This is a genomic window from Armatimonadota bacterium (assembly GCA_037138755.1).
Classification (GTDB): domain Bacteria; phylum Armatimonadota; class Fimbriimonadia; order Fimbriimonadales; family Fimbriimonadaceae; genus Fimbriimonas.
On record JBAXHT010000001.1, the window covers coordinates 1,835,384 to 1,862,080 of the forward strand.

The following is a 26,697-nucleotide window of genomic DNA, read 5'->3' on the forward strand; positions in this document are numbered from 1 at the left end:
AATTTACGAGTGCATTCTGAGGTTCTCGGGTTTATAATCTTACTGATTGCTTTAGGAATTACTCATGAATCGGATTCTCGTATTGGCATTAGCAGTTTCTTCATCGGCTTCAATCTATGCTCAGTCGTTTACGACGAGCTTGACATCTGGAAGTGGCGTTAGCGCCGCGGGCGTAAACGTGGTGCCAGGTACTCCAGGGCAAACGTTAACTGGTAGCGGGACCTACACACTTCAACCTGCAGGAAGCGGATTCAACCGCTACGATGTTCGTGTTACGCAGAACCGGGTCATTGCTCCCTTCGGCCTGATTGATCCTCCGGCTCCATCGTCCAGCACGACGCTTAATGGCGTCACGACTACTTCGACGGCATCTAACACCAACGTGACGACTACCAGTCTGTTTGGCCGACAGTCAGGAGCAACGTTTACACTAGGCGCAAGTGCGACTCACGGAAACATTATTGGACAGTCCGCGTCAGCTTCAACCTTGATATCGGTTGCCCAAGCTCCGTTGATCACGGGATCGTTCTCTTCGACTTCTTCCGCGTCCGCGGGATCGCCGGTCGTAGGCGTTTTGTCGAGTGCCACTCTTTGGGTGTTTAACTTCCCAGGAGACCCAGCGACGGGAACGGCCACGATCAATCTCTCGAACGCTGCTGCAAACTTCGCTCGTGGTCTGGACAGCTTGAGCGTTGCGAGCCAACACAGAGACAACCTTAGATTGGAAGTTAGAGCCTTCTTGAATGGTGTCCAAGTTGGATCGACGGCAACTGTATCGAATACGACGCTGGGAGTCAACATCGGCTCCACAAGCTCCAGCCTTGCACTGAGCAGTATCCCTTCAATCACCTTGACTCCAGCAGATATTTACAACCAGTCCAAGGCCCTCACTGTTGAAACCAGGCTGATCGGAACGGCGTTCTTTGGAGACACAACCAACCTCGGAGACTACACAATCGCAAGTAGCACGTTTAGCGGCGTCACGGTTCAAGGAGTCCCTGAGCCTGCGTCCATTGCTGGACTATCACTCGGTCTGCTAGCCTTCGCTCGACGACGAAAGAGCAAGTAACTCCAGTTTCGTGAAAACTGCAAGGGCACCGCTAAAACGGTGCCCTTGTTGTTTTCGGGAACTTGGACGCTTAGAAGTGACATAATTCTGAGAAGTAATATGCGATCTCGATCCGCCCGTCGTTTACTTGTCTTTGTTGTAGCACTTGGTGTGGTCGGATGGCTGTTCGTCTGGCTGATGGGGAAGAAGGGTGACATCCAACTAGGCTCAGACACAAGCACAATGATCGGTGCGATGGTTCTCCACGAGGACGGTTCCCAAGCGGTCGTAATCGACCCCAAGGGCTCCGTAACGAAATCATCGGGGTACCTGGCTGGGCGAACAGATCGAGATTTGGCATGGGGACCAGACGGCAACCGTCTCTTTTTCATCAGTGATCGGAAAGAAGATTCGTTTCATATTTTCCGTTGGGATCCGCAGCGAAATGCGGAGCCCGAGCAAAGATCGATCGACAAAGCAGGCCGTAGCAATCTCGTCTTTGAAGATAAGCCGGCGGTTGATGCTGACCTGGCAGGGTTAGTCACGGTCAGGGGAACAGTCCAAGAGTTTTTCCCTGTCAATGGCAAAAGTAGCCAAATCCTTCCCCCAAGTAAACAACGGGTCGAAGCCGAAGAAGGCGGAGGGGCGGGTAATACTTTCGAACTGTTGTATAACCGATTCGGAAAGAGCTTTCGGGTTGCCCGCTGGCTCAAATCGAAGCGATTCATAGCTGCCGTGATGCGCCGCGAAGAGCGTGGAGAGACTCTGATCATCCAGGATTTCGAGCCGGGCAAGGACGGAAAGATTAAGCCTCCAATTCAAATCTTCTCGGCTGAAAGGATTGAGATTGACGTTGATCCTGCTTCCCAAAACTTAGTCGCGAATGTCATCGAAGTCAGCCCGCCAGAGGGTGAGGACGGGAAGCCGGTCAAGATGGGCTTTATCCACGGCATCTTCATCATTGATCCAACAAAAACAGGGCGGGATATGATCGCGCCGGTACTGCTCTCACCCGACATCAAGCAGTGCACAACTGAAATCAAATGCAGTCCAGACGGATCGACGCTTCTGTTCATCCCAGCGACCTACTCGGGCGATGGAAACGGTGCGAGTGCTGGCATTGCCTCCTGTCCTCTAAAGCCGCAGGGCGCCACTGCGGGTTCGCCGCTGGTCCAGGGTTCAGTATCGAGTCCTTCATACAGCCCAGACGGCACAAAGATCACTTTTATTAAGCGGGAAGGGGCCCACCGAGCAGTCTTCATCGCCGATTCCAACGGATCGAACGCCAGAAACCTCACGGGGACTACTGGAGACTACTCTCGACCCCTGTTCTCACCTCAGTACAAGTAAGTTCGAGTATCCTATTGTTAAGAAAGCGTCACTGTCGACGCTCTGCTTGACATGCGTACCCACTTTAACGAACGGCTCCAAGGACTTCGAACACAAGTTGTCTCGATGGGTATGTCTGCCAATGACATGGTTCAGAAGGCAGTGGATTCTATCGTCAACGCCGACCCATCGCTGGCGAATGAAGTGGTCAAGGCAGACGACAATATGGACAGATTGGAGCGCGAGCTATTGCTCCAAACTGCGCTTATTATTGCGCAGGAAGGCCCCGTTGCCAGCGATCTCAAACTCCTTGTCTCGACCTTGGGAATCGTGAGCGAAATCGAATCCGTGGCGGACCACGCCGTGAAGCTGGCACGCCGAGGGACAAAACTTGGCACCCTGTTCCCATCTGAACTCAAGGGGACTCTTCGCGAGTTGTGTGACGCCGCGAAGTTACAGTTCACGAGTTCGTTGAAGTTGTACATGGAGTACGAGGTTGAGCTTGCACGGAGCATTGTGGCCGACGATGACCAGATCGATGGCCGTTACGCCACCGCGAGAAACGGAGTTCTGGAACTCATCAAGGCTGATCCAGCAAACGCACGAGCTATGCTGCGAACTATTGAGATTTTTCACGCGCTGGAGCACGTTGCCGATCACGCAGTTGCTATCTCAAAGCGGATGCAAGTCATTCACGAACCGCCAGCTCAGGCCTCAGATTCAGAGGCGAGCAGCGAAGGCTTGAGCTGAATTCCGACCCGCGTAATCCGTCGCCGTGCCATGTTCTCAACTCGCATCAAGCCAATGCTCGACTCAATCGTATCTCCAGGTCGCGGAATCCTCTCCAGGCCATTCACGATCATATTCGCCAGAGTTTCTGTCGACTCGTCCAACTGAGGATCGAGGCCGAGCTTTGAAATCAGCTCGTCCAACCGCAGCTCAGCTTTAGCGGAGACACGACCCGAAGCATGAACTTCGACGGGTTGCCGCTCGCTCTCCGGTCCGTCTTCCATCTCGCCAAAGACTTCTTCAACGACGTCTTCCAGGCTAATCAAACCGCTCGTTCCACCGTACTCGTCCATCACGATCAGGATCTGCGTCTTCTCGTCGCGCATCGTGGTGATGATCCGTTCAATGGGCAGGTTCTCCGGAATTGCTACAAACGGACGAACGATTTTATCAAGTTTGAACTCGTTTGTCTGTACTAATCGAAGAACATCAACAAGATAAACGATGCCAACAATATCGTCGACATCTCCCCGGCAAACCGGGATTCGGGTATGACGAATCTTGTTGATCCTCGCCAACAATTCGCTCCCCGCAAGGTCAATATCGAGCCACTGGATATCTAGCCGGTGAACCATCACGTCCCTTGCCGCAAGCATGTCCAACCGCAGCGCTCGCGTCACCATGTTCGCATGCTCCTTTTCTAAGACTCCGTCGGTCGAAGTCGTCTGCAAAATCGTTAGAAGCTCGTCTCGCTCAATCGTCTCCTTCCCAGTCTCTTTAACATTTATCCCCATTGGCCTCAGAATCAGCTGGGAAGTGAACGTCGCAAGCCAAATGATCGGCTTGAAGACCGCGATGAACAAGTCAAGCGCGCGGTACGCCATGAACATAAACTGCTCTGGCTTCTTTAGTGCGATGTATTTCGGGACAAGTTCACCCAAAACAACGAGCGCAAACAAGACTGAGATGAACGAAACGATGCTGACCACCGCGGGATCTAAGAAGGTCAGAAACCGGCCCAAGTGGTACGCAACAAAAGGCTCCGTGATGGTTCCCATCGCGATTCCGACAATCGTGATTCCTACCTGGGTCCCCGCGATAAACGGCGACATGTCATCTAGAATCCGAAGCAGGCGTTGCGCGGACTTATTGCCTTTGCGAGCGAGCGGCTCGATTCGCCCACGGCGCATTGCAACCAGCGCATACTCGCCTCCGACAAACAAAGCACTTGCCACGACGAGGGCAATGCTGATACCGATGTTGACGGCCGGATGGCCAGAGGGTGCTTCGCTCATCGAGATAGCCCATTCTTAGGGGGCTATATATACTTTACACCTTCCGGCCTCGACTTCGTTGAGCCACCAGTCGATGCCATACTTGCGACCATTGCCGTGGAGCCGCAGCATGTAGTATTTCGAAAAGTTCTTTTTGTCGTTCGGTGAAAACGCCGGACACCAGCCGGCCTGACAAGCCGAGGAATGCTGAATCGTCAGTCCCTTGTACTTAAATGACTTCAGCAAAGCTCGGTTTTTGGGAAACGAACCATAGGGTGGGCAGAATGGCATGTTTGCCGGAACCCCCAGCTTCTGGAGTTTAAGATTCATCCCTGCAATCTCGGACATAACTGTCGCGTCACTCATCTTGCGCAAATCGTTATGGTGAATCGTGTGGTTTCCGATCTCCGATCCCCAGCCCTGCAACATCTGGATTTTTTTCTTCTGCAGACTCTGTTGGCCCCAAAGATTTGGCAACACGTACCAGGTCCCCACGACCGGAAAATCGGGATGCTCTTCAGAGAACTTCTTCCAGATTCCTACCGCACAAGCAGGGTCGATTGAGCCGTCCTTGAGGATGTGAAACTGGTTGTCGTGTGCATCATCAAACGTGATGACAACTGGAGTCTTGCCACTCGGCACCTGCATCTGGTTGTTCACGTAGTCGGTCACGGTGACCGGCCGAAAGCCCATCCGATACATTCGCTCCAGGTCGCCCCGGAACTTTGAGGCAGACCGGAACATCAAGTTGTTTCCTTCCTTAATGTGATGGTACATCACGATGAAAACCCTACCGTTCAAGTTGCCCTTAGGAGCAACTACGGGAGGCTTAACCTTTACTTTTCCGCCCTGCGCTGCGGGTTGCCCTGGGTGAAAAAGAAGAGCGAACGGAATGAACATAATGTTGGGCTACCTTCCTGTAGTGTACTGGCAAGAAAGGAGTTAAGTGGCCATCCTGGCCCTTATTGCGCCCGCCAATCCGTTGGCTGTAGGTAGGGACGCGAGGTTTGACAGAAAAGATTCAGATTTCGATGACCATGCCATCAAAACCCGGAACGATGTCATAGGGTCGCAGGATTTCTTCGAGTTCAGCGTGGGTTAAATCCCCGCCCGCTGTATGGTGCGTCGTCACCACTTGGGCTCCCTCGCGCAGCGCACCCGAATGGCGCAAGCGCGAGACAACCTCGACGCACTGCGCCAAATCCATGTGACCGACGTAAGGTGTCTTCACCTTGCCGTCAGAGCACTCGATCACCAAAGCGTCCAACTGCCGCGCTACCAGAACACCATACGTCGATTCCGAATACACCCCTGTATCGGTTGCGTACAAGAATGACACTCCATTCTTGGCGAAAATCAGATTGTGGCACTCCTCTCCGGGCGTGTGCGTTGCCTCAACCGGAATCACCTCATACCCTTCGTGAAGATAGACCTCGTTCTTAAACGTCCTAACCAAATCGATAGGCCATTTCGGATACTTCTCGTTGATCAAGCCGCAGACCGTCTCATTGCCGTAGACCGTGAACTCCAGCTCTTCGCATTCAACAAACGGAAATAACCCGTATTGCAGCTCCGACAAACAAAGATGATCCCCATCTGAATGAGTAAAGAACAACGCTGTCCAATCCCGCGCCTCTAGCCCGCAAGCGTTGAGCTGGCAAAGCGTATCCGGCCCTAAGTCAATCTTCAGGGTGCCATCAACAATCGCTGCCGCCCGAGTCCGGATCTCCTTCCCGCGATGCTGTCGAGCATATGCACTCACCCGGTCGTTCCCATAAAACGCGGGGATGCCGTCGGAGCCACCAGTGCCAAGGAGTCGAACCTGCATCGTACTAAAAGTCCTTAAGACTCCACATATTAACCCCGATTTTCGGAACAAGATGCGAACTACTAGTGTCTAAGGCCTCCGAATTGAGGCTTTTGGCGACGAGGCAGAAGTCGCTTGCCCGCTCTTTGCCCGGTCTCTCAAGCTCTTCCTGGATCGCCCGGGCCGCGGCAAACAGCTCAAATCCGTCCAGAACCTCTCCTTCAGCTGAGACCACAATCGGCGAAAAGTAAATCTGTGTTGCCTCCAAAATCCGCCGCGGCTCTTCTTGATCTCTTGGCGCAACCTCGACCGAGCAAGTCAATTCCGAAAGCCGAGCTACCCCGTACTCAAGCCCGTCCGCAACGGGAGAAGCCAAAGCTGTAGACCGTTTATTCGTCCCATCCCGATCCCAAGCTGCCATCTGCGCCGCGATCCGGGCGTACCGAACGAACTGGCTCCGATCCCCCGGCTCTCGCTCTGGCTGAAGCAACTCAAGAAGAGCGTCGATCGATCCGTGATACTCAAGAACCCGATAAGGGCGAAGCTCCAGCATTGAACCTAGGTTACCCCTTGGTATCCTTATTCTGATGCCCCCAGAAGTCGCACTCGAGACCGCACAGCTAATGACCCTTCTGGGCGAAATGTCTGCAAAGGTGGACCAAAGGCTAAGCGAACTCCTGCCGAAAACCACCGAAGCCCCCGGCGAGCTTCACGAGGCAATGCGCTACTCCGCCCTTGCCCCCGGAAAACGCCTGCGCCCCGCCCTCGTCCTCCTCGCCGCCCAAGCCGTAGGCGGCAACGAACAAGCCGCGCTCGACGCCGGTTGCGCGCTCGAGATGATCCACGCCTTCTCTCTCATCCACGACGACCTGCCTGCCCTTGACAACGACGACCTCCGCCGAGGACTCCCCACCTGCCACATCAAGTTCGGCGAAGCCGTCGCCCTCCTCGCCGGTGACGCACTTTTCGCCCTCGCTTTCGAAGTCCTCGCCTCCCTCCCACTACCTGCCGCCCAAGTCGTCGAAATCCTCAAAGTCACCGCCAAATGCGTCGGCTCCGAGGGCCTCGTCGGCGGAGAAACGATTGACATTCTTAGCGAAGGCAAAGAAGTCTCCAAAGAAACTCTCGACCAAATCCACCTCCGCAAAACTGCCTCCCTCATCGCCGCCGCCTGCGAGATAGGGGCACTTACTACAACTCCCCAGAATTGGGGAGTCGGTGAGCGCCAGCGAACCGGTGGGGCTGTTGTAATCTCCGACCGGCCCACGTCCCCCCGCATCACCCTCAAAACCTATGGCGAATCCATCGGACTCGCCTTCCAAATCGCCGACGACGTCCTCAACGAAACCGCCACCGCCGAACAACTCGGCAAAGCCGTCGGCTCCGACCGCGAACGAGGAAAAGCCACCTACCCCGCCCTCTACGGCCTCGAAGAATCCAAACAAAAAGCCCTCGACCTAGCCGCCCAAGCCTCCGCCCTCATCCAAAACTTCCCCAACGCCCCCACCCTCCGCTCCATCGCCCAATACTCAGTTCTGAGGATGAACTAAAAAATGGCCGACCCTGAGATAGTTCACGCCCTGTTACATGCCACAGGCGAGATGGTGGACCATGCACCCAGTGAAGTCGAAAACGTCCCCGACGATTCATTCACCGAGTTCTTCAGATTCTTCTGGAGAATCCCAAAACTGGCTCTGAAGTTCTTAGCGACCTCGCTCTTCCTCTGCCCATTCCTTCTCTACATCAGCATGTTTGCCCAAGGCACCGGAACTGGAGACATCGAACCCGCAGCCAAAATCGCCGAACTCCAAGACTTGCGCTGGGCCGACCTTCTCCTCCCAACCTTCTGCGGCTTCCACTGGTTCTACTTTCGATCTCGGCGCGAAAACCAGACCGACATCGGAAAGTGGAAGACCCGCATGTACGGCCGGTGGATCGCCCTCGCTCTCGTCGCTGGCGCGGCAGTTGCCTTGGCGTCAGTTTTGAGAGAACAGTCGATCCTCCAGACGCAAAAGTGACCTCTCCTGGAACGCGGAAGCCACCTTCTAATCTCCAAAAAGCCAGGATGCACCAATTCGAAACCAACCCCGAAGAACCGAAGTATTCTCTCCTAAGGCGAACAAAATGAAAACCTGGTGGCCGTTCAGCGACCGAACAGTCAAGGTTATTATCTTGACTGGAAGCACCGTAGGATGCACCGGAGGTTTCCTCTATCTGCTAGGCGTTATGAGCCTAAATTACGACCGTTTAAACAATTCAGCAGTGGCATTCCTCGTGCTTACCGTCATCGGCTTGTTGTGCACTTTCGTGCCATTCAGCTCTTGCATGATCCGCCTCACCAGGCTACGAAAGGGAGGAGCCAGCAAGGAAGGTCTCAAACCTCTCCGCAAACTCGGAATGCTCACCCTCCTCCCCTTCTACATTCCCCATGTTTTCCTGATGGCCTCTGGGCTATGGTTCGAAACCACCGGCAAAGACCGCCTCGAACAGCTAAACAAACAAGCCTCCTACGAGTACAAACAACGCCTCCTCGCTAGAAAAGCCGCCCGGGATCGAGCCAACAAAGTACCTCCCTTAGATAAGGGAGGTCGGTGAGCTCCGGCGAACCGGGAGAGTTAGACGATTGACACCAGACCCCGAGCTAAAAGACCTGCAACCCCTCACGTCGGACCCCAGACCGGATATGTCATGGTGGTCCGAAGGACTCTTCATCCTCTCCATCTTCCCTCCGCTATCCCCGCTGATCTTAAAGCTGGACTACATGTTCTTGCCACTACTCGTCGTCCTCTACCCCGGAGTGCTCTCCGCGCTGTACTTCGCCCTCCTTGTCACTAAGCCTTCGCGGCTCAAGAATCGCCTAAAAGCAATAACACTCGGAACAACTCTAGGGACCCTCATCCTTGTCGGCTACTGGTACAACTAGCGTGAAGCCCGAAGTCGAAGCCGCCATCGAATCTCGCCGCCAATGGTTCTGGGTTTGGGTTGTTGGCGTGTGTGGGGGTTTCGGAGTCGCAATCTTCTTTCAAATGCTTGGACAAAACCTTCTCGGAAACTGGGTGCTGCTGATTGCAGCACTCTTCGGGAGTGGCTTGATCCTGTTCGTTCAAACTCTTCGTCTTCAAAAAGCTCTTATGGCTTGGATCGTGTTTATCGGTGCTATTTGCGCGATCATCACCTCACTGTTTTTCGCGTTCGTGGAAGCAATGATGGGCTGACCCACCAGCCGGAGTCGCCAACGACTAGCGACGAAGCGCATCCCGAATCACAGAACCCGATAAACAAGAAAGCCCCACCCGAGGGTGGGGTTGGTCTTGTCTTTCGTTGAGCAAAGGTTATTAGCCGCGGAGAAGAGAAAGGACACCCTGACCGGACTGGTTGGCTTGTCCGAGGATAGCCATGCCTGCCTGCTCCATTACTTGAAGCTTGGTGTAGTTCGTCATTTCCTGTGCGATGTCGAGGTCTCGGATCGAGCTCTCGGAAGCCGACAGGTTCTCTCGCATGCTGGTAAGTGACCGGCTGTTCGTCTCAAGAACGTTGCGCTGGAAGTTACCGATCTTTCCACGCATCGAGCTGACTTCTTCGATCGCCTTGTCGATGACCGCAAGGGCATTGGTGGCGTTCTGGGCCGTCGAAACGTCCAAGTTATTCATCGTGGTACCCGAAACGATTCCGGTGCCGAGTTGGCTTGATCCCATGTTTCGGAGGGCCAGGTTAGCAGTGACGCCAGCAAGGAATCCGATTTGGAAGCTAGAGTCAGCCGCCATCACTCGTCCGACGGCTGCTGCTGCCGAGACTGCGTTACCACCTTCTCCAATCTGTAGCTTGTTACCATTCTGATCCGAAAGGGTGAGACCGTCTGCGCCTGATCGTCCGCCGGTGAACAGTGCTGCAATGCCGCCGATGGTGACGGTTGCCGCAGCATCCACACCTGTGGTGTTCGCAGTGGTATTGGCAGCGGAGCTGACAACGCCAGTCGTATCCGTAAACGTGATCTGTCGGTTCGATCCGGTTTGCACGGACTGGAAGGTGAGCTGGTTGCCCGCTGCGTTCCATGACGCCGTGACGCCGGTCTGAGCCGAAGCTGCATTGAAGACGTTGGCGAGAGAAGCACCAGTGGTACCGGCCGAGATGTTGAAGTTGACACCGTTGAGAGCAACGGTTCCCGATTGAAGGGCACCGGTGGTGAGCAACGAAGTCGCCGTGTAGAGCGCTCGAGTAGCTGCCGTAGTCTGAGCCAAGGTGATGAGACCGTTGGAAGTGATTGAAGTGGTTCCCAGGGATCCGCCGAAGCTGAAGCCTGCGATCTTGGTCTGGTTCGAGATCTGCGTGGTGGTACCAGCCGATCCGTCGAGGAGCTTTCGACCCGAGTACGTAACCGTGGTCGAAATTCGGTCAATGGACGAGATGATCGAGTTGATCTGATCTTGGTTAGCAGCAACCTGAGCAGCCGTAAGAGTTGCCGAGTTACCGGATGCGATGGCAAGACCTCGAGCGTCGCTGAGTAGCTTGCTCATTTCACCGAGAGCGTTCTCGGCGGTCTTTGCATAGTTGAGAGCCTCTTGGTTGTTTCGCAGTGCGGCATCCATCGAGTTGATCTGTGAGCGGAAGAGCTCCGAAGAGATCAATCCGGCTGGATCGTCCGATGCATCCTTGATGCGAAGACCTGAGCTGAGCTTGCCTTGCGACTTGCCGAGCATGTCTGAGACTTGATTGACGCTATTAAATGCGCTGAGGGCGCCGACGTTAGTGTTGATACGAAATGACATGTGACCTTCCTTGTGTCGTGAACCAGACTTTCCACCATTCCTTGGTTTCCAGTTTTTACGATCCCGTTTCGATTTCCTTAAACCGGTTTCGTGATCGAGATCGCTGGTTCAACGATCCTCGTTCATTTACTTGTTTCCATCCCCAGCACAATTACCATCCTAGTAAAATTACCAGTATTGGTATATGTGCTGGGTTTTGACTTTTGAGTTTTGACTTTTGGGTTTGGAGTTGGGAGATGGGAGTTGGGGGGCGAAGTCACCTGCGGACAATCCCAGGCTGTACACTCTCCCGCATGACAACTGTTCTCGCCTCATGGAAAGAGCCTGGCAAAGTCGGTATGGATGCGGCCTTAGCTGCTCGGCGTGCCGGAGCCGATCTGCTCACGATGATCGAAAAAGGTCTTGCCGCTTGCGAACTGGACCCAGAGTTGTTGGCTATCGGCCTCGGCTCTCTCCCGAACGCCGACGGCGTGATGGAACTCGATGCTTCAATCATGAACGGTTCTGATCTAAACGCAGGTGCGGTCTGCGCGGTCCAGGGACTCTGCCCAGTCATCTCTCTCGCGCGCGCGGTAATGGAGAAGACTCCGCATGTGATGCTGTCTGGCGATCAAGCCCGCAGGTTTGGCATCTCGCTTGGAATGGAGCCCATGAACCTCATGACCGCCGAGAATATCGCTAAATACGACGAGTGGAAGCGAGGCGAGGCGGACAAGTTCTACGTTCACTCTTCAACCGAGAGCCACGATACGGTGACGATGCTCGCACTTGAAGATCTTGGTCAGCCGCACCTAGTCGCCGCCTCTGCGACCAGCGGACTCGCCTGGAAGCTGCCAGGCCGAGTAGGTGACTCGCCGATCATCGGAGCAGGGATCTACGCAGACGATGAAATCGGAGCAGCCGGAGCGACTGGGCTGGGTGAAGAACTTTGGAAGGCGAGTGCTTCGTTCCGAACTACTCGTAACATGGAGGCCGGGATGTCTGCTGTCGAAGCCTGTGAAGAAACCATCCGCCACATGATGCGCCGCCAGCCCGAGTCACTCACTTTGCCCTGCGTCGTCTTTGCCCTGAGAAAGGATGGGGATTTTGGAGCGGCGACTACCAAGGGTGAATTTCCCCTATGGATCAGCCGAAATGAACATGTGGAGTATCGCGAGTACCCCGCATTAGTGCTGTAATCATCTATGGGTGTCGTCGTTGGAGTTTTTGGGCCGCATGAGGCGGGCAAGTCGAGCCTAGTAGAGGCTCTGCTCCAGCGTCCGACCAGCCAAACCCTGTTGAGCAGCCAGTGTGCCTACTATGCCTGGGATTTCGACGCGGTTCGAGCTACCTTGGTCGACACTCCAGGCTACGAGCGCTATGTTCACCATGCTTATGCAACTGCACTTGTGACAGACGTCGCCGTCGTCTGCATCGGACCAAGCGACGCGAATCACCCAACTTGGCGAGAGTTTCTCGAGGTCGTAATCGCATCACCCGCCACGGCCCTTGTCGTGACTGTCAGAGGTCGGCTTGCGCCCCTCGAACTGCAAAACCTGCTTGCGAGCAGCCGGTTCAGCTCGGCCCCGATTATTGAAATCGAACGGACAGAAGAGATTCGGGCTGCAGTGGTTGAAGGAATCCACAAAGTCTCCCCGAAAACTGGGGGATTCAATTGGTACATGGCCATTGATGGGGTCGACACGCTCCCTCGTCAAGGATATGTTGTGACGGGTGTCATTGCCCAGGGCTTGCCCCAGGCCGGATCAAGAGCCAGCGTCTTTCCTGGCGGGCATCCGACAACGATGCGCTCGGTGAGCAAAACTGACGATGTGTTCACGCTGATGGACGCCGGAAGCCGGGTTTCGATGACCCTGCTGGGTATTGATCACTACAAACTCCGTCCAGGGATGTTGGTTGGTTCGATCGATGAGATGGGCTCGACCGACTTCTTTGAAGCGGAGATCGACTGGCTACACACACCCGGATACGCCTCCGAGGTTCGGATCACAATTGGAACCGAAGATGTCACCGGCCGACTTTTCCCTAGCGATCAGAATCCGAAGCTAGCTCAGATTCGGCCAACTGAACGCATTGCCGCCCTTGTCGGCCAGCCGCTCATACTTCGTCAACTTCACCCTCCGCTTGTTTTGGGAGGTGGAGTGGTGACCACTCTTCAGGCGACGCTTCATCGGCGCCAAGAAACGGTCTTCGAGTGGGATGCAGAGGACCCAGCCGAGGCAATTATGAGGATTCTTCGTGATCGAAACGAAGGCGTCATGACTCACGAGATTTGCAAGCAAATGGGGGTAACCCAGCAGGATCTCGGGGACGTGTTCGCTGAGCTCAAGGGTTCTCGGAAAGCGATGAGCTTTGGCGGAACGTGGTTTACACCCGAAGTTTTCCTCCGAGAAGCTCAGCGGTTCCTTGGTTGCCTCTCGGAGATGCATGTTAAGGAGCCAGGTGTGGCTTTTCAACCTGCCGAGCTCGTGATGGAGCAGATGAACCGTTCATGGGATGCAAAGTGTCTCGACCTGATCATTTCCCAACTGGTCGCCCTGAAAAAGATTGATAGTGAAGGGAATTCCAGAGTCCGCATGATCGACTTCCGAATCCAGTTGACTGGGAAGCAAGATAGCTTCTTGGCGCGTGTTGAGCAAGAGCTCGATAAGCACGGCATCAATGCTCCCTACATCAGCGAGGTCGCAAAAGCCCTTGTGACTCCGACTCAAGCTGTGGACGAAATCATGAAGCTTGGCGCGTATGCGGGCCGATTGGTCGAGGTTTCGGATGGCACCTATTACACACTTGCCCAACTGGAAAAGATCAAACGGAAAGTGGCGTTGTGGGCTGGCGATAGAGAGTTCAACGCGTCTGAGCTACGTGATTTCTTGGATACGTCAAGACGGTTTGTCATTCCGCTTCTGGAGCATTTTGACAAGAGCGGATTTACGATCCGCGATGAGGATACTAGAACGGTCGCGAAGTAGTTACTTCTTCGCCGGAGCGTTGGTGTCTGGTGCAGGAGTTTTGGCGGCTTCCCCTGGCTTGTTGGTGTCTGGAGCTGAAGCAGGTGTATTTGCAGCTTCAGTAGGCTTGTTGGCTTCAGGGGCTGCTGGAGTCTTTGGCGCCGGAGCATTTGAGTCAGTGGTGACTGGGGCCGAGGTGCCGGCCTCAAGAACTCGGTTGGAAACAACGGTGTACAGCAAGACGAGACCCATGAACGAGACGCCCATGTACAAGGTCCACTTGGAAATAATGTCGTCGAAGCTGGCCTTACCCTTGAATGAGGTTCGCACGCTACCGCCGCCGCTCATCGCATCTCCCTTACCCGTCACCAGGACGAGGAGAGCAAAGACAATCGCGACGAGAAGCGCGAGTCCGAGTACGAGTTTGGCGAATAATTCCACAGCGACCCCAAATGATACCCAAGGTCACAGGTCTCCGAACTTGATTCCGAGCGGCACCGCGAGCAGGCTTGCTATCAAATACGCCAAAAACGAGCCCGCTATGACGTGAAGAACTCCGCTGTTGAGAAGTCTCCCGAACGGGGTAGGTTTCCGGTTCGGGGCTTGCTCATAGTTGAGAAGTAGCTCGTGGGCCGCATCAATTCCACTCTGAATCTGCTTGGGAGTTGCTGGTTTTGTCGTGATGTACTGCTGAGCAAAGCTACCGAGGGGCCGCCAGAAGAACAGCGTCACCAAAACCGCCATCAGCAGTCGGAGCTCTTCATAAGGAATCCACTTGCTCTGAGAGACCCCCAAGAACAGAGAGATCGCTACTCCGATGTTGGTTCCACAACGAGGGTGAACCCTGGGCATTCGCCTCACCACGTCTGGCAGAAGTGGCTCATCCTGCTCGATAGCATGAACAACCTGGTGCTCGGCGGCATGGTATCCCGAAAGCGGGAATAGTCGGAACATCACCACCAAGCTTACGATGGGAAGCAGCGCAAGTACATTCAACCACGCAGATCCTGGTGATATCCGAGGCGAGACCAACAGGTAGATCATCTCGCCGACCAACATCGCTGAGAACATTGCGCCCCCGGTCAGCATCAAGTTCCAGCCCTTCCGTCCAGCATTCACTGCTCCGGTCGTCAGGTAGACCCCGAAAGGAGTTGCCATTCCGCCGACGATGGGCGGCTTAACCCGTTCATGGTCGGAGTGCAAGAAGGCCGAAGCGGTTAGAATTCCGCAAACCTCACCGTCGTCCGCTACGACAATCAAAGTGCCACTTGCCGCTTCCAGCTTCCGCATCGCCTCAGCCCCCGTGACATAAGGCGGAATCGAGAGCCAGTCTCGGGCATAGTCTCCCACTGGCGAAGACTCGTCCGCAGCGAGCGATACCAGAATCGCAGCTTGTGTCAGAACGCCAACATATCGCCCGTCTCGCACAATCGGCAGAATCGCTAAACCTGCCGATTCCATTCGCTCGGCCGCGACGGCGACGCTAGAAAAGGTCTCGGCAACCGGGCAAGGTCGCATAAATCGACCGGCGGGTTGGTTAAGCCGGTCGAGAATCACACCCTTAGTATGGTGCTTGTTGGGCATAATCAGTAGCAGTGAAGCGAATTGGCGTCATCACAAGCGGCGGCGACGCCCCCGGCATGAATGCAGCGATCCGCGCGGTTGTGCGCGCTGCCCTCCACCGAGGAGCCGAGGTGATCGGGTTCTCCCACGGCTGGGAAGGCGTCATCAACGATGAATCCCAGTTAATGGAGTCAAAGACGGTCGGCGGAATCATCGACCGAGGCGGCACAATTCTTCGCTCGGCTCGCAGCAATACTTTTCGAACACCCGAAGGGCGCGTGCAAGCTTTAGGAGTTCTCAAGAAAAACGGTGTCGAAGGTCTCGTTGTGATTGGTGGCGATGGCTCGCTGACCGGAGCGCTGAAGCTCCAAGAAGAATTTGACTTCCCAGTGATGGGAGTTCCGGGTTCGATTGACAACGACATTAGCGGAACCGACTACAGCATCGGATTCGACACCGCCGTAAACATCTCGGTTGAAGCGATTGACCGAGTGCGGGATACGGCGTATTCCCATGAGCGAGTGTTTGTCATTGAAGTCATGGGTCGCCGGAACGGCTTTATCGCCATCGAGTCTGGCCTTGCCGGCGGAGCCGAGGCGATCCTCATCCCCGAAGTTCCTTACTCACTGCTCGACATCACCAACAACCTTAGAACCGCTGCCGAGAAAGGGAAGCGGAGCTCGATCATCATCGTTGCTGAGGGTGCCGCTCGGGCGAGCGACGTGAAGATGTTCATTGAAAAGAACACTGGCTTCGATACTCGATACTTGGTTTTGGGTCACCTTCAGAGGGGCGGTAGCCCAACAGTCTTTGATAGGGTCTTAGCTTTAAGGCTGGGTGCCCTTGCGGCAAATCGGATGTTGAGCGGATTCAAGGGCGAAATGGCGGGGGTTGATGGATCAAAACTCGTGTCGCATCCGCTAACATATGTTCTAAGCACGGAGCGATCCATCGACCCCGAAAAACTGCTCCTCGCCGAAGTTATGTCGAGTTAGCCATGCTTGTCTCCGTCACCCTCAACCCCTGCGTCGATCACGCGCTTTTCGTCGAGAAGTTCACGGTTGGGGACACAAACAGGGTGATCAGGGTAGAGAAAGACGCCGGCGGAAAGGGTGTCAACGTTAGTCGAGTCTTCTCGGAGCTTGGCGGAGATACCGCCGCAACCGGATTCCTTGGCGGCGCAACGGCAGCTCACATCCGTCACGTCCTTCAGGTGGAGGGTGTGGAGGACGCTTTTGTCAACATCCAGGGAGAAACTCGCACCAACTTTTCGGTGGAAGACAATTCTGGAACCCCCCCAACGACATTGAATAGCCGAGGTCCAAACATCTCGGCAGCTGAGTGGAACCAACTGCTGATCGACTGCAAAGAACTTGGTCGTGGCGCACGTTGGGTGGCCCTCGGGGGTTCACTCCCACCTGGGGTGCCGGATGAGGCCTTTCAAATACTGGGTGAGCTGTTTCACTCTTCAGGAGTCAAAGTGATTCTCGATGCAGACGGCGTCGCCCAAGTCCACGGGTTGCTCGCGAATCCTGACTTCATCAAGCCTAACGCCGCCGAAGCCAGTCGCTTGTTGAAGACAAAAATTGAGAGTGATCTCGAGGCGGTGGAAGCGGTCTTGGAACTGCACCAAGGCCTTGGGGGGGGCGACAGAATCGCTGTGATCTCGCGAGGAAAGGATGGTGCCGTGATGGCGACACGGGGTGGAGTTTGGGTCGGCCGATCTCCAAAAATTCACTCAACCAGCACCATTGGAAGCGGCGATTCAATGATTGCGGGAATCCTGTGGGCAATCGACACCGGAAAAACTCCTGAGGACGCGCTGCGCTGGGGGCTCGCTGCCGGAGCGGCAACCGCGATGACCGACGGAAGTGGCATCGCTCGGCTTCCGACGATCGAAGATTTATTGGATGAGGCGATTGTCGAGTCGAATCTTGCATGAGTCAGAACCGATGCGAACCTCCAGGATCACACCTGTAAATATTGCTAGCTGGTAACAATATCAGTTCGATTTAAGCACCGTGTATTTACCAGGTAACCCAGCAACCTTGGGTGGAAAATCTTCCCCGAGCTAGTTTGGTGAGTCGCCATGAAGTTCACGGAGACGGGGAGTCTTCGGAGACTGCGGGCAAGGATGTCCAAAGTCACGGCTCAACGGACAATCACGGAGGAATCGAAATGCCTTTTCGAATCAATAACAATACAACAGCACAAGGTGCATTTAACAGCGTAAACCAAGTCTCGGACATGATGAGCAAGTCCATGGGCAAACTGAGCTCTGGTTTACGAATCAAGGACGCGTCGGATGATCCGGCGGGTCTCATTTCGTCTGAGCTTTTCCGCTCACAGATCAACTCGATGGACGCTGCGCTTCGCAACAACCAAGAGGCAATGAACTATGCCAAGACCGCTGAGAACGCTCTCGGTGAAATGAGCAAGCTACTCAGCGATGCTCGAGGTCTTGCCATTGCATCCGGTAACTCGGCAACCCTTACGGCTGCCCAGGTCGCTGCAAACCAAGATCAGGTCAACTCGATTATTCAGTCGATCGACCGAATTGCTGGCGGCGTCACCTACTCCGGCCGAAAGCTCCTCGACGGATCGGCGGGTACCACGACGCAGATCTCGAACGCAACCAAGGTCGCTGGATTCAGCTTCGGCGGTGCTCTCGGTACCGTGTCGATTACGGCTAACGGTCTCATCACCTTGGCTCAGGGTACGGCCGCGACTCGCGCTCTGTACACCGCAACCTCGTTGCTCACCACCGGTGCGCTTCAGTCCGGAACGGTTGCGCTGAACGGTGTCAACTTCAACATCTCGGCTACCACGTCGGGCGCTTCTCTTGCCAACGTTTTCAATGCGGCTTCGGCGCAAACCGGTGTTACCGCAGCATGGAACTCGACTGCCAACCAGCTCACCTTCCAGGCGACACAGACCGGATCCAACCGGCAGATCACTTTCACGGATACCACTGGTGTTATCAGCTCTGCTGCGAACACCACGGCAAACGTGGCCGGAGTGGACGCAGTTGCAACAGTCACCATCGGTGGCGTTGCCGCCCTGTTCACTGGCGGACGAAGCGGTGCTGACGGTCTTACCCTCACAGATGCCAACGGTAACAAGTTGAACATCGGTGAAGGCGGTAACGCTACTTCCGCTGCAGCTGCTGTCGGACGAGTTGTCGCTCAAGACTCGAGCTTCCAGATTGGATTCCTCTCAGGAGTCACCGCGAACCTTGCACTTCGAAACATGGCTTCGGGTCAGCTCGGGACCGGTGTTATCTCGGGTACGACCATCAACAACCTCGACGTGAGTACGGCTCAAGCTGCTACTAACGCTCTGACGGTTATCGACAAGGCGATTGAAGAAGTCAGCCAAGTCCGAGGTCGAATCGGTAACTTCCAGCGAAACGTTCTCGAAACGAACAGCCGATCGCTCACCAACATGAGAGAGAACCTGGCGGCATCCGAGAGCTCCATCCGAGACCTCGACATCGCTCAGGAAATGACCAACTACACTAAGCTTCAGGTTATGCAGCAGGCTGGTATGTCGATCCTTGGCCAAGCAAACAGCGGCCTCGGCAGCGTCATGTCCTTGCTCCGATAAGCTCAGGCAAGTTGATTCGAAATTGGAGGCTCTTCGGAGCCTCCTTTTTCTTTTTGAAGTTGCCCGAAAAGCTGATTCGTTTTTCGTTTGCTGGCAAACATCGTGTTCTGCTCTCGGCTCTCAATCCTCAGATCCGGGAGTCCTTCGTTTTGAATTCGGATCCATCCCCCGAGCCCGATGAGCTGATGAATGTTAAACTGCCTGGTGATTCGAGTGCTCGCGTTGATCGGCACTTCGATTGTGCGCTCTTCGCTGTTAATCTTGAGCTTGTTCCGGCTTATAGTCAGCAGGCCAACTTCGGCATGGGCGTCCAAGTAGTCAGCAGGACGGTCGAATACGAAGCCGACAAGCAACCCGTCGCTAGCGTAAATGGCAAGCAACTCCGAGCGTATCTGAGAGTTTTCCCAAAATCCAAATCGGCTGATCAGCGGAATCGCCACCAAGACTCCGAGCCCCAAACTCCAAACTCCCAACCCCAAACCGCCCGCAACTGCCACAACCAGTGCCGTCGGAATAAGCGGAACAATGTTTCCCATCCACCTCCTCCGTCGCGACCAGATCATCCGGTGATGTTACACTTGTAGAAGTATGGCGAAGGGGAAATTCGAGGTGATCCAAATCGTTCCCTCGCCCAGTATCGCCTCGGGTCTTGTTCAGCGGTTTGGCAAGCACAGCTACGGCGTTGTCACTTCGCTATCGGACTCCTATCTCGGAGCTCTCCGAACCTTACTCGATGAATCGTCGCTTGTTGATCTGAAGCCGTTTGGTGAGTTTGTTCGGCAAGTGCATACTCAGGTGGAGGGCAGTAGCCCTCGGCTGGCATCTTCGCGTCAGGTGCTGACCGCCATAGAACTTGCATGTGAGACTCTGCCAAACCTCGGCCCTTTTCAAAAGGTTCGCGAAAAGGCGGGGTTTCACGAGGTCGTGCGCGATGTGATTCGGCAGTTCCAGCATTGGGATGTTTGCTTCGATTCAGTTACAGAAAGTGTGACTGGAGCAAAAGCCGAAGCTCTCCATGCCATCGCGATGGAGGTTCAAAGAACACTCGAAGAAGCTTCGGCAACTTCAACCGCAAGTTTGATGAAGGCTTGTCTCGATCAATCGCTCGATCTCGACGGGCAGGAGGCTCGGTTGCTGGTCTTCAACCGCGGCGAACTGCACCCGCTTGGGTTGCGATGGCTGACGTGGCTCTCTGGACAAGGAGCAGAAGTGCAACTCGTACTGGATCGCCACGCGACGGATGCTCCGCTGTTTCGACCCTCGCAGATCACCAGTGAACTTTTGAAGAAGCCTTCAATATCCCCGGGTCAGGGCAATGGGCTGCTGAATAACCTGTTTTCAGAGTTCGACACTGAGGGACCCGCTCTCGATCTTGTCGAGATTCACACCGTTGGCGACCCGTTTTCCGAAGCCGAATGGGCTTTGCGCCGCGCGACCGCTCTGACCGGAGAGGGAAGTGTGACAATATTTGCTCGGGATCGGGACACATACCTCCCGGTTCTGATCGCGGCAAGTCAGCGAATGCGAGTTCCAGTGAGGTTGGCGCGTCGGACTCCCCTACTCGCCAACGGATTTGTGAAGAGTTTGCTGGCGCTATTCGATTTGCTGGAATCCAGCGACATTCGGAAACTTGGAACCCTGCTCAAGAGCGGGTATTTGGGACTCGGATTCTCCTCAGATGTAGCAAATGCAATCGAACAAGCCCATCTCCGAGGCGGCCACGAATGGGAAGAGTTCGGCACGCTAACCAGCGAACTCGAGATGTCGGACGAGCTGAAGGCAACCGTCGAGCACCTCAGAGAGCTCCGCTCCACAATCCCGTCGCAGGCGCGAACAACCTTGGAGTGGCATGCCTTCCTGCGGTCCGCCATCGAGCAAGCTCCCTGGTTTCAGACCGTCGTCCAGCGGGGCCATGACGGGCGAGACCAGCGGGCGTTTACCGCGCTTTTGGCCGCACTAGGGCAGGATGCCGTCGTACGCCATGCTAATCGACCGGAACCAATCGCGTTTGCGATTTGGATCAAGATTCTCAAGCAGGTCCTGGATTCGGGAGACGCAAGCGTTCCGAAGCCCCCGGATGGGATTGACATCGTCACCTCGGTCGATGAGATTGGGCTCACTGATCATGTGATCGCACTTGGCCTATTGGAAGGCGCATTCCCCCGCCGACGCTCTGAGAATCCGATCCTCAGCGACGACGACCTCGCGGCTTTTGCGGCAGTCCCACCCATTACCAATAGCTTCGATATCGCCGCTGCAGAGCGAGATCACTTCTACCGATTGTGCGCCTGCCCGTCGCGAGGCTTGATCCTCAGTTACCCTCAAATCGACGGAGATCGGGATAACATCGCGGCGTTCTACTTGGCAGAAATCAAACGAGTCTGTCCGGATGTGCGAGAGTTTGTTCATCCTCGTCGAGAGTTGCTTCCCCCGCCGGATGAGTGCGAGCTCGAATCAGATCGCGTGCTTTCGGTCGCACTTCAGGCTCCTTCCGAGCAACCACCAAGTAACCAGCTCACCAGCCAGTCGGCACAGGACCTGATCCGGTATGACAAGTCGCCGATCCGCCCCAAGGACCTCAAGGCAATGCGGAACTGTTCGTTCCAGTTCCTCTCTCAGCGGAAACTGCCAGTCCCTTGGGAGCAAGGCGACTATTGGCGGAGGCTGCTCCGCGTTCCGGAGCGGGCGCAATTGCTGACCAGTCCTGACCCGGAGTCGGCCGACCGAGCCCTTCGCGCCGCGTACACCAGCGTTTTGGATGAAATCCGTCCCCAGCTTCCCGCCTGGGAGTTTGATCTCTTAGAGCAAGGATCGGAGCGGGTGTTTGCCGCTCTGATCGAGCGGGAGTTTGCCGCTCGCGAGCTGTGGCATCGCGATCCTCTGAACACCCGAATCGGGGGGCGGCTCGAGGACTTCAATCCAGCGACGATTTACAAAGAGTCTTTGGCGGGAGTCACCGAGCAGAACTCGAGGCGAACGCTTCACCTCTACCGAATGAACCCTCCCGAAAAGATCACGGGTTCAAATCGAGAGGACTTGACCTTGGAGTACGGCTCTATGATTGAAGCGGCTTGGGTCGATGTGCATGAAGTTGAGGTCGAAATCGAAGGTCTTGGCGAGCGGCGGACCAAGATCATCTACATTCCAGAGGATGCTCCGCACCATCGGTCAACCGACGAACTGAACGTCATCAACTTGGGACAAGGCGATGCTACTCGCGATGACCTCCGAGCGACCTTGAAAAAGCTTTATGGCGACGGACTAAAGAATGCTCGGTCTGGCCAGTTACTGGCGACCCCCGGTGACCACTGTGCCTACTGCAACGTCAGCGATCTCTGCCGGCGGTCACAGCTTGCCAGCGAAGAAGAGGATGTTTTTGGAGGTGGTGATGAAGGCCATTGAGCTAACTGACGAGCAGAAATCGGTTGTCGAGCGAACCACTGGAGAATTCGTGGTGATCGCATCTGCCGGTTCCGGCAAGACCACCGTTCTGTCCGAGCGATATCTGAATCTGATACAGAATCACGGAATTCGGCCCAGCCAAATCCTGACGATTACCTTCACCAAGAGAGCGGCGGCAGAAATGAAGGGCCGTATCGTGGCCAAGCTCCGCGAACGGCACTTGCTTGACGAAGCCCAGGAAGCGGAGACTGGCCCGATCCAGACGATTCATAGCTTCTACGAGCGGGTCCTCAGGGAGAACTCTCCGGCGGCTGGGCTCGATCCTAAATTTGAAGTGGTGACCGGAGGTGAGTCGGCACGTCTGACCACGGAGTGCATCAAGAGGGCGATCAGCTATGCCGAGGAAGAAGGCGGAGAGACTCGATTCGCGTTGAAACGTCTTGCTGGAAAGACGGAGCGCGACGGAAACGGTAGCTATGCGAAGCTCATGGACTTGGTCGGCTCCGCACTCCGAAGTTTCCGAGACAGTGGTCACCCTCGGACGTCTCTGGCTAGTCTCTACACTTCGCCAGAGGACTTTTTGCGCAACACTGACGAAGACCTGAAAGCACTTCTCCCTGCGGCATTTCGACCGCCGATTGGCGAGACAAACTGGCACGGCGACGTATTCAAAGACCTCAAGGCCAATAAGCAGCAAGGCGCTTATCCGTGGCTCAAACCGGTCATTCCTCCCGGTGACTCGCTCAATGGAGCTCGAATCATCGTCGGTCTCGCTCAACTTGCCCTCACTGCTTGGGCGATGCTTGAAGACGAGCATCGAAAAAATAATCACCTCGATTACACCGCCCTGGAAGCTCGAACAGTGCGGTTGCTAGAGAGTTCCCCTGAGGTTCGAGACCGGCTTAACAGACAGTATCGTCACGTCATGGTTGATGAGAGCCAGGATCTAAACCCCAACCAAATGAGGCTATTGAAGGCGATACAGCCTGAGTCCAAGATGCTGGTTGGCGACGATAAGCAGTCGATATTCCTCTTCCGAAACGCAGTCGGAAACTTCATTCAAGGCTACGAGAGCGACCAGATCCTGCGGCTCAGCAAGAGTCATCGCAGCGAACAGCCGATCCAGCAGCTGGTCGATATGGTCTTCGCTTCTGCGATGCAAGCCACTTATCAGCCAATGACTAGCGTCCTTAATGCGACCCTCGAAGATGCTCCCTGGCAACCAAGCCAGACGCACTCCGAGGTGCTGATGCTTGGAGCAAAAGAGGCTTGGCACGAAGTCGTCCAACGCGTGCGAAATCTTCAATTAGAAGGCGTTAAACTGAATGATATCGCTGTTCTCACGGCAAACCATAAGCACGGCAAAGTGATCGCAAGTTACCTTCGCCGCAACGGCATCGGAGTCCGAGAAAGTGCTGGGAAGGCCAACTATTACGCCAAGTTGGAGGTGCGAGACATCTGCAATACCCTCACAGCGTTAGCCGACCCAGAGAACCGTTTTGCCCTTATCGCCTGCCTTCGGAGTCCGGTTTGCGAACTCTCATTGGATACCACCGTGATGATCGGAGCGTTTGAAGGGAAACCCTTCGATTTCCAACCCGAATTGGCCGAAGACCAAGCCAAGTTTGAACGGTTCAAGAAGTGGTTTCTGCCGCTGAGAGAACTCTCAGATCGGCTTCCCGCATGGGAGGTGATCTCGCAAATCATGGCGGAATCGGACCTCCTTCAAAACCTTGCCACTCGCCAAGAGCGAAGGAAGCGAATCGAGAATGTTCGGAAGTTGCTCGTGATGGCCGCTGCGAAGCCAGAACTGAATGCATTGGAGTATGCGGCGATGATTAAGGACATCGAGCGGCTTTCGGACGCGGAAGTTGATCCATCAATCGTGGACCCGACTGAAGACCTGGTGACGACAATCACAATCCACTCAGCGAAGGGCCTCGAGTGGCCGGTTGTCATCCTCGCAGATGCAATGATGCACAAGGTGCGTTCGGTATACGCACCCGTTTTTGATCCCGAGCGAGGGTGGTTTGGCTACTGGCAACGTGGTGCGAATACCTACTCAAGCGAGTTTATCAAGGAGCAGGAGAAAGAGAATCGAGCGGCTGAGTTGTTAAGGCTCCAGTACGTGGCGATGACTAGGGCAAAGAAGAAGCTTATTCTGGTGGGATGGGAAGGGAACCGGGCGGGCTTGATTGAACTCGTTCGCTCAAGTATCGGCTCAGCCGCGTTTTCGAGCATCATCACTACCGCCGTGACACCGGAGTAGACTAAGCACGATGCAAGTCGCCGCCGTTCAGTTCGCTCCCGACAAGGGCAAACTTGCGCCAAACCTTGATCGGATTGCCGAAGGGATCATTCAGGCGGCGAATGAGAATTGTGATTTGGTGGCGTTTCCCGAGACGGCGACGACCGGCTACTTCTTGGAAGGTGGAGTTGTCGAGCTCTGTATGACCGCCGGCGAGTTGGCCACCGAACTGAGCCAGCGGTTGAGTGGCAAGCTCTCGCGCGAGATCGACGTCGTGACCGGATATTATCAACTTGAAGACGGAAACATATACAATTCATCCGCCTTTTTAAGTTGCAATTCACATGGTGCCGAGCACAAGAGCAGCTATCAGAAGTTCTTTTTGCCGACCTATGGAGTGTTTGATGAAGACCGCTTTGTCTCCCGAGGACGCTCGCTGGGAGTTGTTGAAACTAAGCTCGGCAAGACTGGGATGATGATTTGCGAAGACGTCTGGCACTCGATCTTTCCGACCATGACGGCGGTCGCCGGAGCGACGACGATGGTGATTCCTTCTGCCTCACCCGCGCGAGGCTTTAACGGCGATCACATCGAGAACCACGACCGGTACGGTCGTCTTGTCAAAGGAATCAGCGAGGAGCATGGCGTCTTCTGCATCCTCTGCCAGCTTGTCGGGTTCGAGGGCGGAAAGGGATTCGTAGGTGGCTCGATGATTACCGATCCATTCGGCCGGGTCCTCGTCGAGGCCCCGGTGGGGAAAGAAGCAATCATCGTCGCCGAACTTGACCTTGGACTGGTTCAGATCGCACGGGCTTCCACTCCGCTCATCTCCGACCTGCAGGCGGCTTGGCCCACGATCCAAACTCTAGTCACCGAAGCGGGCGAAGTCCGCCCGTAAGTACCCCATTCTCCCACTGGTAGACGCCAGCAAAGCGATTGTGCGACCCACCTTGGCAGATGTAAGTGTTGCCTTCCCGGTAAGGCTCTTGCAAGAAAGTGTGCGAGTGTCCTCCAAAAATGATGTCAATCTCCGGTGCGGCTCGGGCGAGTTCGATGTCGCGCTGATGGCCGATGTGGGTAACCGCGCAAAGCAATTCGACAGACGCGCGCATTTGCCGCGCGCACTCAACGGCAACGGGAATCGGTTGAGTCCAGCGGTGAGCCCAAAGTGCCTTGTCGCGCTTTGCCTCGGTCGCCATCGGAACCATGACTCCGAAGAAGCCAATCCGAAGATCATTGACGTCCAGCGTGAATCCCCCCGCATATGCTGAAATACCATCAGACTGGTTCATATTCGCAACGACGATCTTATGAGAAGCTCCCTCAATTTTCTTCTCAAACGCCGCTCGAATCGGATGCGTCTCGCGATTTCCGAGAACCGATACGTCTAACTGCAATTCCTGAAATTTTGCCCAAACCGGATCGGGACCCAGCGGAATCCCGAGGTTGCCGGTCCTGATGGAATCCCCCGAATCGACGTACAAATCCACTTCCTTCCGAAGTGCGGAGAGAGCGTCAAACACCTCATCCGTCAAGGTGCCGTGCATATCATTTGTGTGCAAAAACGAAACTTTTCCCACCGTCCGTGACTATACTTGAAGAGTTATGAAGAAACTCGTGGTAGCTCTCATGCTCTGCGCGATGGTGGTTCCGGCCATCAACGCTCAGGATAAGGACAAGAAGAAGAAGGAACTGCACTGCGCCGTAATGCCGCAGGACAAGATCGACGTCAAGAAGTCAACGAAGGCTAAGCTCTTCAGCGACTACAAGGGCAACCGATACTACTTCTGCTGCGCTGGCTGCAAACCAGCTTTCGACAAGGATCCAGAGAAGTACAAGGACGCCGATCACGTTCCAATCCCAAAGAAAAAGGGTTGATTGTTGAAAAGGGCGACTCTAAAAGAGTCGCCCTTTTTTGTGGAAATTTTTGGGTAAAGAGTTCGGCGAGTGGCTTGGGCCCTCATCCGAACTTGAGGC

General features: G+C 55.1%; 26 protein-coding genes. 17 read left to right on the plus strand and 9 right to left on the minus strand.

Annotated elements, in window-relative coordinates; translation table 11 throughout:
• Positions 1 to 64 precede the first annotated feature (64 nt).
• The 3 genes from WCK51_08685 (at position 65) to phoU (ending at position 3,127) form a co-directional block, all read left to right on the plus strand.
• Positions 65 to 1,069: a PEP-CTERM sorting domain-containing protein gene (locus WCK51_08685; GenBank protein ID MEI7576955.1), complete on the plus strand. Its 1,005-nt coding sequence runs from the start codon at positions 65 to 67 to the stop codon at positions 1,067 to 1,069.
• 99 nt (positions 1,070 to 1,168) lie between these two features.
• Positions 1,169 to 2,398: a hypothetical protein gene (locus tag WCK51_08690; GenBank protein ID MEI7576956.1), complete on the plus strand. Its 1,230-nt coding sequence runs from the start codon at positions 1,169 to 1,171 to the stop codon at positions 2,396 to 2,398.
• A 51-nt stretch (positions 2,399 to 2,449) separates the two neighbouring features.
• Positions 2,450 to 3,127: a phosphate signaling complex protein PhoU gene (gene phoU, locus WCK51_08695; GenBank protein ID MEI7576957.1), complete on the plus strand. Its 678-nt coding sequence runs from the start codon at positions 2,450 to 2,452 to the stop codon at positions 3,125 to 3,127.
• Here phoU and WCK51_08700 read toward each other — a convergent pair.
• The 4 genes from WCK51_08700 to WCK51_08715 all read right to left on the minus strand — a co-directional run bounded on the left by WCK51_08700 (position 3,085) and on the right by WCK51_08715 (position 6,740).
• Entirely contained in the window at positions 3,085 to 4,401 is a 1,317-nt protein-coding gene (locus WCK51_08700; protein MEI7576958.1) for a hemolysin family protein, read from the minus strand. The two genes, phoU and WCK51_08700, sit on opposite strands and share 43 nt — an antisense overlap.
• Positions 4,402 to 4,416: 15 nt before the next feature.
• Complete coding sequence (locus WCK51_08705; protein MEI7576959.1) at positions 4,417 to 5,280, minus strand: polysaccharide deacetylase family protein; 864 nt, start codon at positions 5,278 to 5,280, stop codon at positions 4,417 to 4,419.
• A 121-nt stretch (positions 5,281 to 5,401) separates the two neighbouring features.
• A complete protein-coding gene (locus WCK51_08710; GenBank protein ID MEI7576960.1) occupies positions 5,402 to 6,208 on the minus strand; it encodes an MBL fold metallo-hydrolase in 807 nt (268 codons plus the stop codon).
• A 4-nt stretch (positions 6,209 to 6,212) separates the two neighbouring features.
• Positions 6,213 to 6,740 (minus strand): hypothetical protein, encoded by a 528-nt coding sequence (locus WCK51_08715; GenBank protein ID MEI7576961.1) that lies wholly within the window; start codon positions 6,738 to 6,740, stop codon positions 6,213 to 6,215.
• A gap of 34 nt (positions 6,741 to 6,774) precedes the next feature.
• Between WCK51_08715 and WCK51_08720 the strand changes: the two genes are divergently transcribed.
• The 5 genes from WCK51_08720 to WCK51_08740 all read left to right on the plus strand — a co-directional run bounded on the left by WCK51_08720 (position 6,775) and on the right by WCK51_08740 (position 9,402).
• Entirely contained in the window at positions 6,775 to 7,737 is a 963-nt protein-coding gene (locus tag WCK51_08720; protein MEI7576962.1) for a polyprenyl synthetase family protein, read from the plus strand.
• 3 nt (positions 7,738 to 7,740) lie between these two features.
• Complete coding sequence (locus WCK51_08725) at positions 7,741 to 8,205, plus strand: hypothetical protein (protein MEI7576963.1); 465 nt, start codon at positions 7,741 to 7,743, stop codon at positions 8,203 to 8,205.
• A 106-nt stretch (positions 8,206 to 8,311) separates the two neighbouring features.
• Complete coding sequence (locus tag WCK51_08730; protein MEI7576964.1) at positions 8,312 to 8,782, plus strand: hypothetical protein; 471 nt, start codon at positions 8,312 to 8,314, stop codon at positions 8,780 to 8,782.
• A gap of 88 nt (positions 8,783 to 8,870) precedes the next feature.
• Positions 8,871 to 9,110, plus strand: coding sequence for a hypothetical protein (locus tag WCK51_08735; GenBank protein ID MEI7576965.1), 240 nt, complete (start codon positions 8,871 to 8,873; stop codon positions 9,108 to 9,110).
• A gap of 1 nt (position 9,111) precedes the next feature.
• Positions 9,112 to 9,402 carry a hypothetical protein gene (locus WCK51_08740; GenBank protein ID MEI7576966.1) on the plus strand — a complete coding sequence of 97 codons (291 nt, stop codon included), beginning with the start codon at positions 9,112 to 9,114 and terminating at the stop codon, positions 9,400 to 9,402.
• 120 nt (positions 9,403 to 9,522) lie between these two features.
• On the opposite strand, the gene WCK51_08745 is transcribed toward WCK51_08740, so the two are convergent.
• A complete protein-coding gene (locus WCK51_08745; GenBank protein ID MEI7576967.1) occupies positions 9,523 to 10,953 on the minus strand; it encodes a flagellin in 1,431 nt (476 codons plus the stop codon).
• Between the two features lie 293 nt (positions 10,954 to 11,246).
• Between WCK51_08745 and WCK51_08750 the strand changes: the two genes are divergently transcribed.
• Positions 11,247 to 12,131, plus strand: coding sequence for an isoaspartyl peptidase/L-asparaginase (locus WCK51_08750; protein MEI7576968.1), 885 nt, complete (start codon positions 11,247 to 11,249; stop codon positions 12,129 to 12,131).
• A 6-nt stretch (positions 12,132 to 12,137) separates the two neighbouring features.
• Entirely contained in the window at positions 12,138 to 13,922 is a 1,785-nt protein-coding gene (locus WCK51_08755; protein MEI7576969.1) for a SelB C-terminal domain-containing protein, read from the plus strand.
• Here the strand turns inward: WCK51_08755 and WCK51_08760 are convergent, their stop codons facing one another.
• Positions 13,923 to 14,342: a preprotein translocase subunit SecG gene (locus tag WCK51_08760; protein ID MEI7576970.1), complete on the minus strand. Its 420-nt coding sequence runs from the start codon at positions 14,340 to 14,342 to the stop codon at positions 13,923 to 13,925. It lies immediately after the preceding gene.
• 24 nt (positions 14,343 to 14,366) lie between these two features.
• Positions 14,367 to 15,485 (minus strand): DUF1385 domain-containing protein, encoded by a 1,119-nt coding sequence (locus tag WCK51_08765; GenBank protein MEI7576971.1) that lies wholly within the window; start codon positions 15,483 to 15,485, stop codon positions 14,367 to 14,369.
• Positions 15,486 to 15,496: 11 nt separating this feature from the next.
• Here WCK51_08765 and pfkA point away from each other — a divergent pair, with 11 nt between their 5' ends.
• The 3 genes from pfkA (at position 15,497) to WCK51_08780 (ending at position 19,070) form a co-directional block, all read left to right on the plus strand.
• The gene (pfkA, locus tag WCK51_08770; protein ID MEI7576972.1) at positions 15,497 to 16,459 is read left to right on the plus strand and encodes a 6-phosphofructokinase; all 963 of its coding nucleotides are present in this window, start codon (positions 15,497 to 15,499) and stop codon (positions 16,457 to 16,459) included.
• Between the two features lie 2 nt (positions 16,460 to 16,461).
• Positions 16,462 to 17,406, plus strand: a complete 945-nt coding sequence (locus WCK51_08775) for a 1-phosphofructokinase family hexose kinase (protein ID MEI7576973.1) — start codon at positions 16,462 to 16,464, stop codon at positions 17,404 to 17,406.
• 110 nt (positions 17,407 to 17,516) lie between these two features.
• Complete coding sequence (locus tag WCK51_08780; GenBank protein ID MEI7576974.1) at positions 17,517 to 19,070, plus strand: flagellin; 1,554 nt, start codon at positions 17,517 to 17,519, stop codon at positions 19,068 to 19,070.
• 2 nt (positions 19,071 to 19,072) lie between these two features.
• On the opposite strand, the gene WCK51_08785 is transcribed toward WCK51_08780, so the two are convergent.
• The gene (locus tag WCK51_08785) at positions 19,073 to 19,633 is read right to left on the minus strand and encodes a hypothetical protein (GenBank protein ID MEI7576975.1); all 561 of its coding nucleotides are present in this window, start codon (positions 19,631 to 19,633) and stop codon (positions 19,073 to 19,075) included.
• Positions 19,634 to 19,658: 25 nt separating this feature from the next.
• Between WCK51_08785 and WCK51_08790 the strand changes: the two genes are divergently transcribed.
• From WCK51_08790 to WCK51_08800, 3 genes are read left to right on the plus strand one after another with little or no spacing between them, the layout of a single operon-like run.
• Entirely contained in the window at positions 19,659 to 22,472 is a 2,814-nt protein-coding gene (locus WCK51_08790; GenBank protein ID MEI7576976.1) for a hypothetical protein, read from the plus strand.
• The gene (locus WCK51_08795) at positions 22,459 to 24,741 is read left to right on the plus strand and encodes a UvrD-helicase domain-containing protein (protein ID MEI7576977.1); all 2,283 of its coding nucleotides are present in this window, start codon (positions 22,459 to 22,461) and stop codon (positions 24,739 to 24,741) included. The genes WCK51_08790 and WCK51_08795 overlap by 14 nt, the downstream gene beginning before the upstream one ends.
• A 10-nt stretch (positions 24,742 to 24,751) precedes the next feature.
• Entirely contained in the window at positions 24,752 to 25,618 is an 867-nt protein-coding gene (locus tag WCK51_08800; GenBank protein ID MEI7576978.1) for a nitrilase-related carbon-nitrogen hydrolase, read from the plus strand.
• Here the strand turns inward: WCK51_08800 and WCK51_08805 are convergent.
• Positions 25,590 to 26,282 carry a metallophosphoesterase gene (locus WCK51_08805; GenBank protein ID MEI7576979.1) on the minus strand — a complete coding sequence of 231 codons (693 nt, stop codon included), beginning with the start codon at positions 26,280 to 26,282 and terminating at the stop codon, positions 25,590 to 25,592. The two genes, WCK51_08800 and WCK51_08805, sit on opposite strands and share 29 nt — an antisense overlap.
• 43 nt (positions 26,283 to 26,325) lie before the next feature.
• On the opposite strand from WCK51_08805, the gene WCK51_08810 reads away from it, so the two are divergent.
• Positions 26,326 to 26,598 (plus strand): YHS domain-containing protein, encoded by a 273-nt coding sequence (locus WCK51_08810; GenBank protein MEI7576980.1) that lies wholly within the window; start codon positions 26,326 to 26,328, stop codon positions 26,596 to 26,598.
• Positions 26,599 to 26,697: the final 99 nt, after the last annotated feature.

Coding starts and splice junctions, on each gene's coding strand:
- WCK51_08735 (MEI7576965.1), top strand. CDS start 8,871: ATGTCATGGTGGTCCGAAGGACTCTTCATCCTCTCCATCTTCCCTCCG.
- WCK51_08790 (MEI7576976.1), top strand. CDS start 19,659: ATGGCGAAGGGGAAATTCGAGGTGATCCAAATCGTTCCCTCGCCCAGT.
- WCK51_08745 (MEI7576967.1), bottom strand. CDS start 10,953: ATGTCATTTCGTATCAACACTAACGTCGGCGCCCTCAGCGCATTTAAT.
- WCK51_08720 (MEI7576962.1), top strand. CDS start 6,775: ATGCCCCCAGAAGTCGCACTCGAGACCGCACAGCTAATGACCCTTCTG.
- WCK51_08765 (MEI7576971.1), bottom strand. CDS start 15,485: ATGCCCAACAAGCACCATACTAAGGGTGTGATTCTCGACCGGCTTAAC.
- phoU (MEI7576957.1), top strand. CDS start 2,450: ATGCGTACCCACTTTAACGAACGGCTCCAAGGACTTCGAACACAAGTT.
- WCK51_08715 (MEI7576961.1), bottom strand. CDS start 6,740: ATGCTGGAGCTTCGCCCTTATCGGGTTCTTGAGTATCACGGATCGATC.
- WCK51_08690 (MEI7576956.1), top strand. CDS start 1,169: ATGCGATCTCGATCCGCCCGTCGTTTACTTGTCTTTGTTGTAGCACTT.
- WCK51_08800 (MEI7576978.1), top strand. CDS start 24,752: ATGCAAGTCGCCGCCGTTCAGTTCGCTCCCGACAAGGGCAAACTTGCG.
- WCK51_08755 (MEI7576969.1), top strand. CDS start 12,138: ATGGGTGTCGTCGTTGGAGTTTTTGGGCCGCATGAGGCGGGCAAGTCG.
- WCK51_08775 (MEI7576973.1), top strand. CDS start 16,462: ATGCTTGTCTCCGTCACCCTCAACCCCTGCGTCGATCACGCGCTTTTC.
- WCK51_08810 (MEI7576980.1), top strand. CDS start 26,326: ATGAAGAAACTCGTGGTAGCTCTCATGCTCTGCGCGATGGTGGTTCCG.
- WCK51_08710 (MEI7576960.1), bottom strand. CDS start 6,208: ATGCAGGTTCGACTCCTTGGCACTGGTGGCTCCGACGGCATCCCCGCG.
- WCK51_08725 (MEI7576963.1), top strand. CDS start 7,741: ATGGCCGACCCTGAGATAGTTCACGCCCTGTTACATGCCACAGGCGAG.
- WCK51_08785 (MEI7576975.1), bottom strand. CDS start 19,633: ATGATCTGGTCGCGACGGAGGAGGTGGATGGGAAACATTGTTCCGCTT.
- WCK51_08795 (MEI7576977.1), top strand. CDS start 22,459: ATGAAGGCCATTGAGCTAACTGACGAGCAGAAATCGGTTGTCGAGCGA.
- WCK51_08705 (MEI7576959.1), bottom strand. CDS start 5,280: ATGTTCATTCCGTTCGCTCTTCTTTTTCACCCAGGGCAACCCGCAGCG.
- WCK51_08685 (MEI7576955.1), top strand. CDS start 65: ATGAATCGGATTCTCGTATTGGCATTAGCAGTTTCTTCATCGGCTTCA.
- WCK51_08700 (MEI7576958.1), bottom strand. CDS start 4,401: ATGAGCGAAGCACCCTCTGGCCATCCGGCCGTCAACATCGGTATCAGC.
- WCK51_08750 (MEI7576968.1), top strand. CDS start 11,247: ATGACAACTGTTCTCGCCTCATGGAAAGAGCCTGGCAAAGTCGGTATG.
- WCK51_08730 (MEI7576964.1), top strand. CDS start 8,312: ATGAAAACCTGGTGGCCGTTCAGCGACCGAACAGTCAAGGTTATTATC.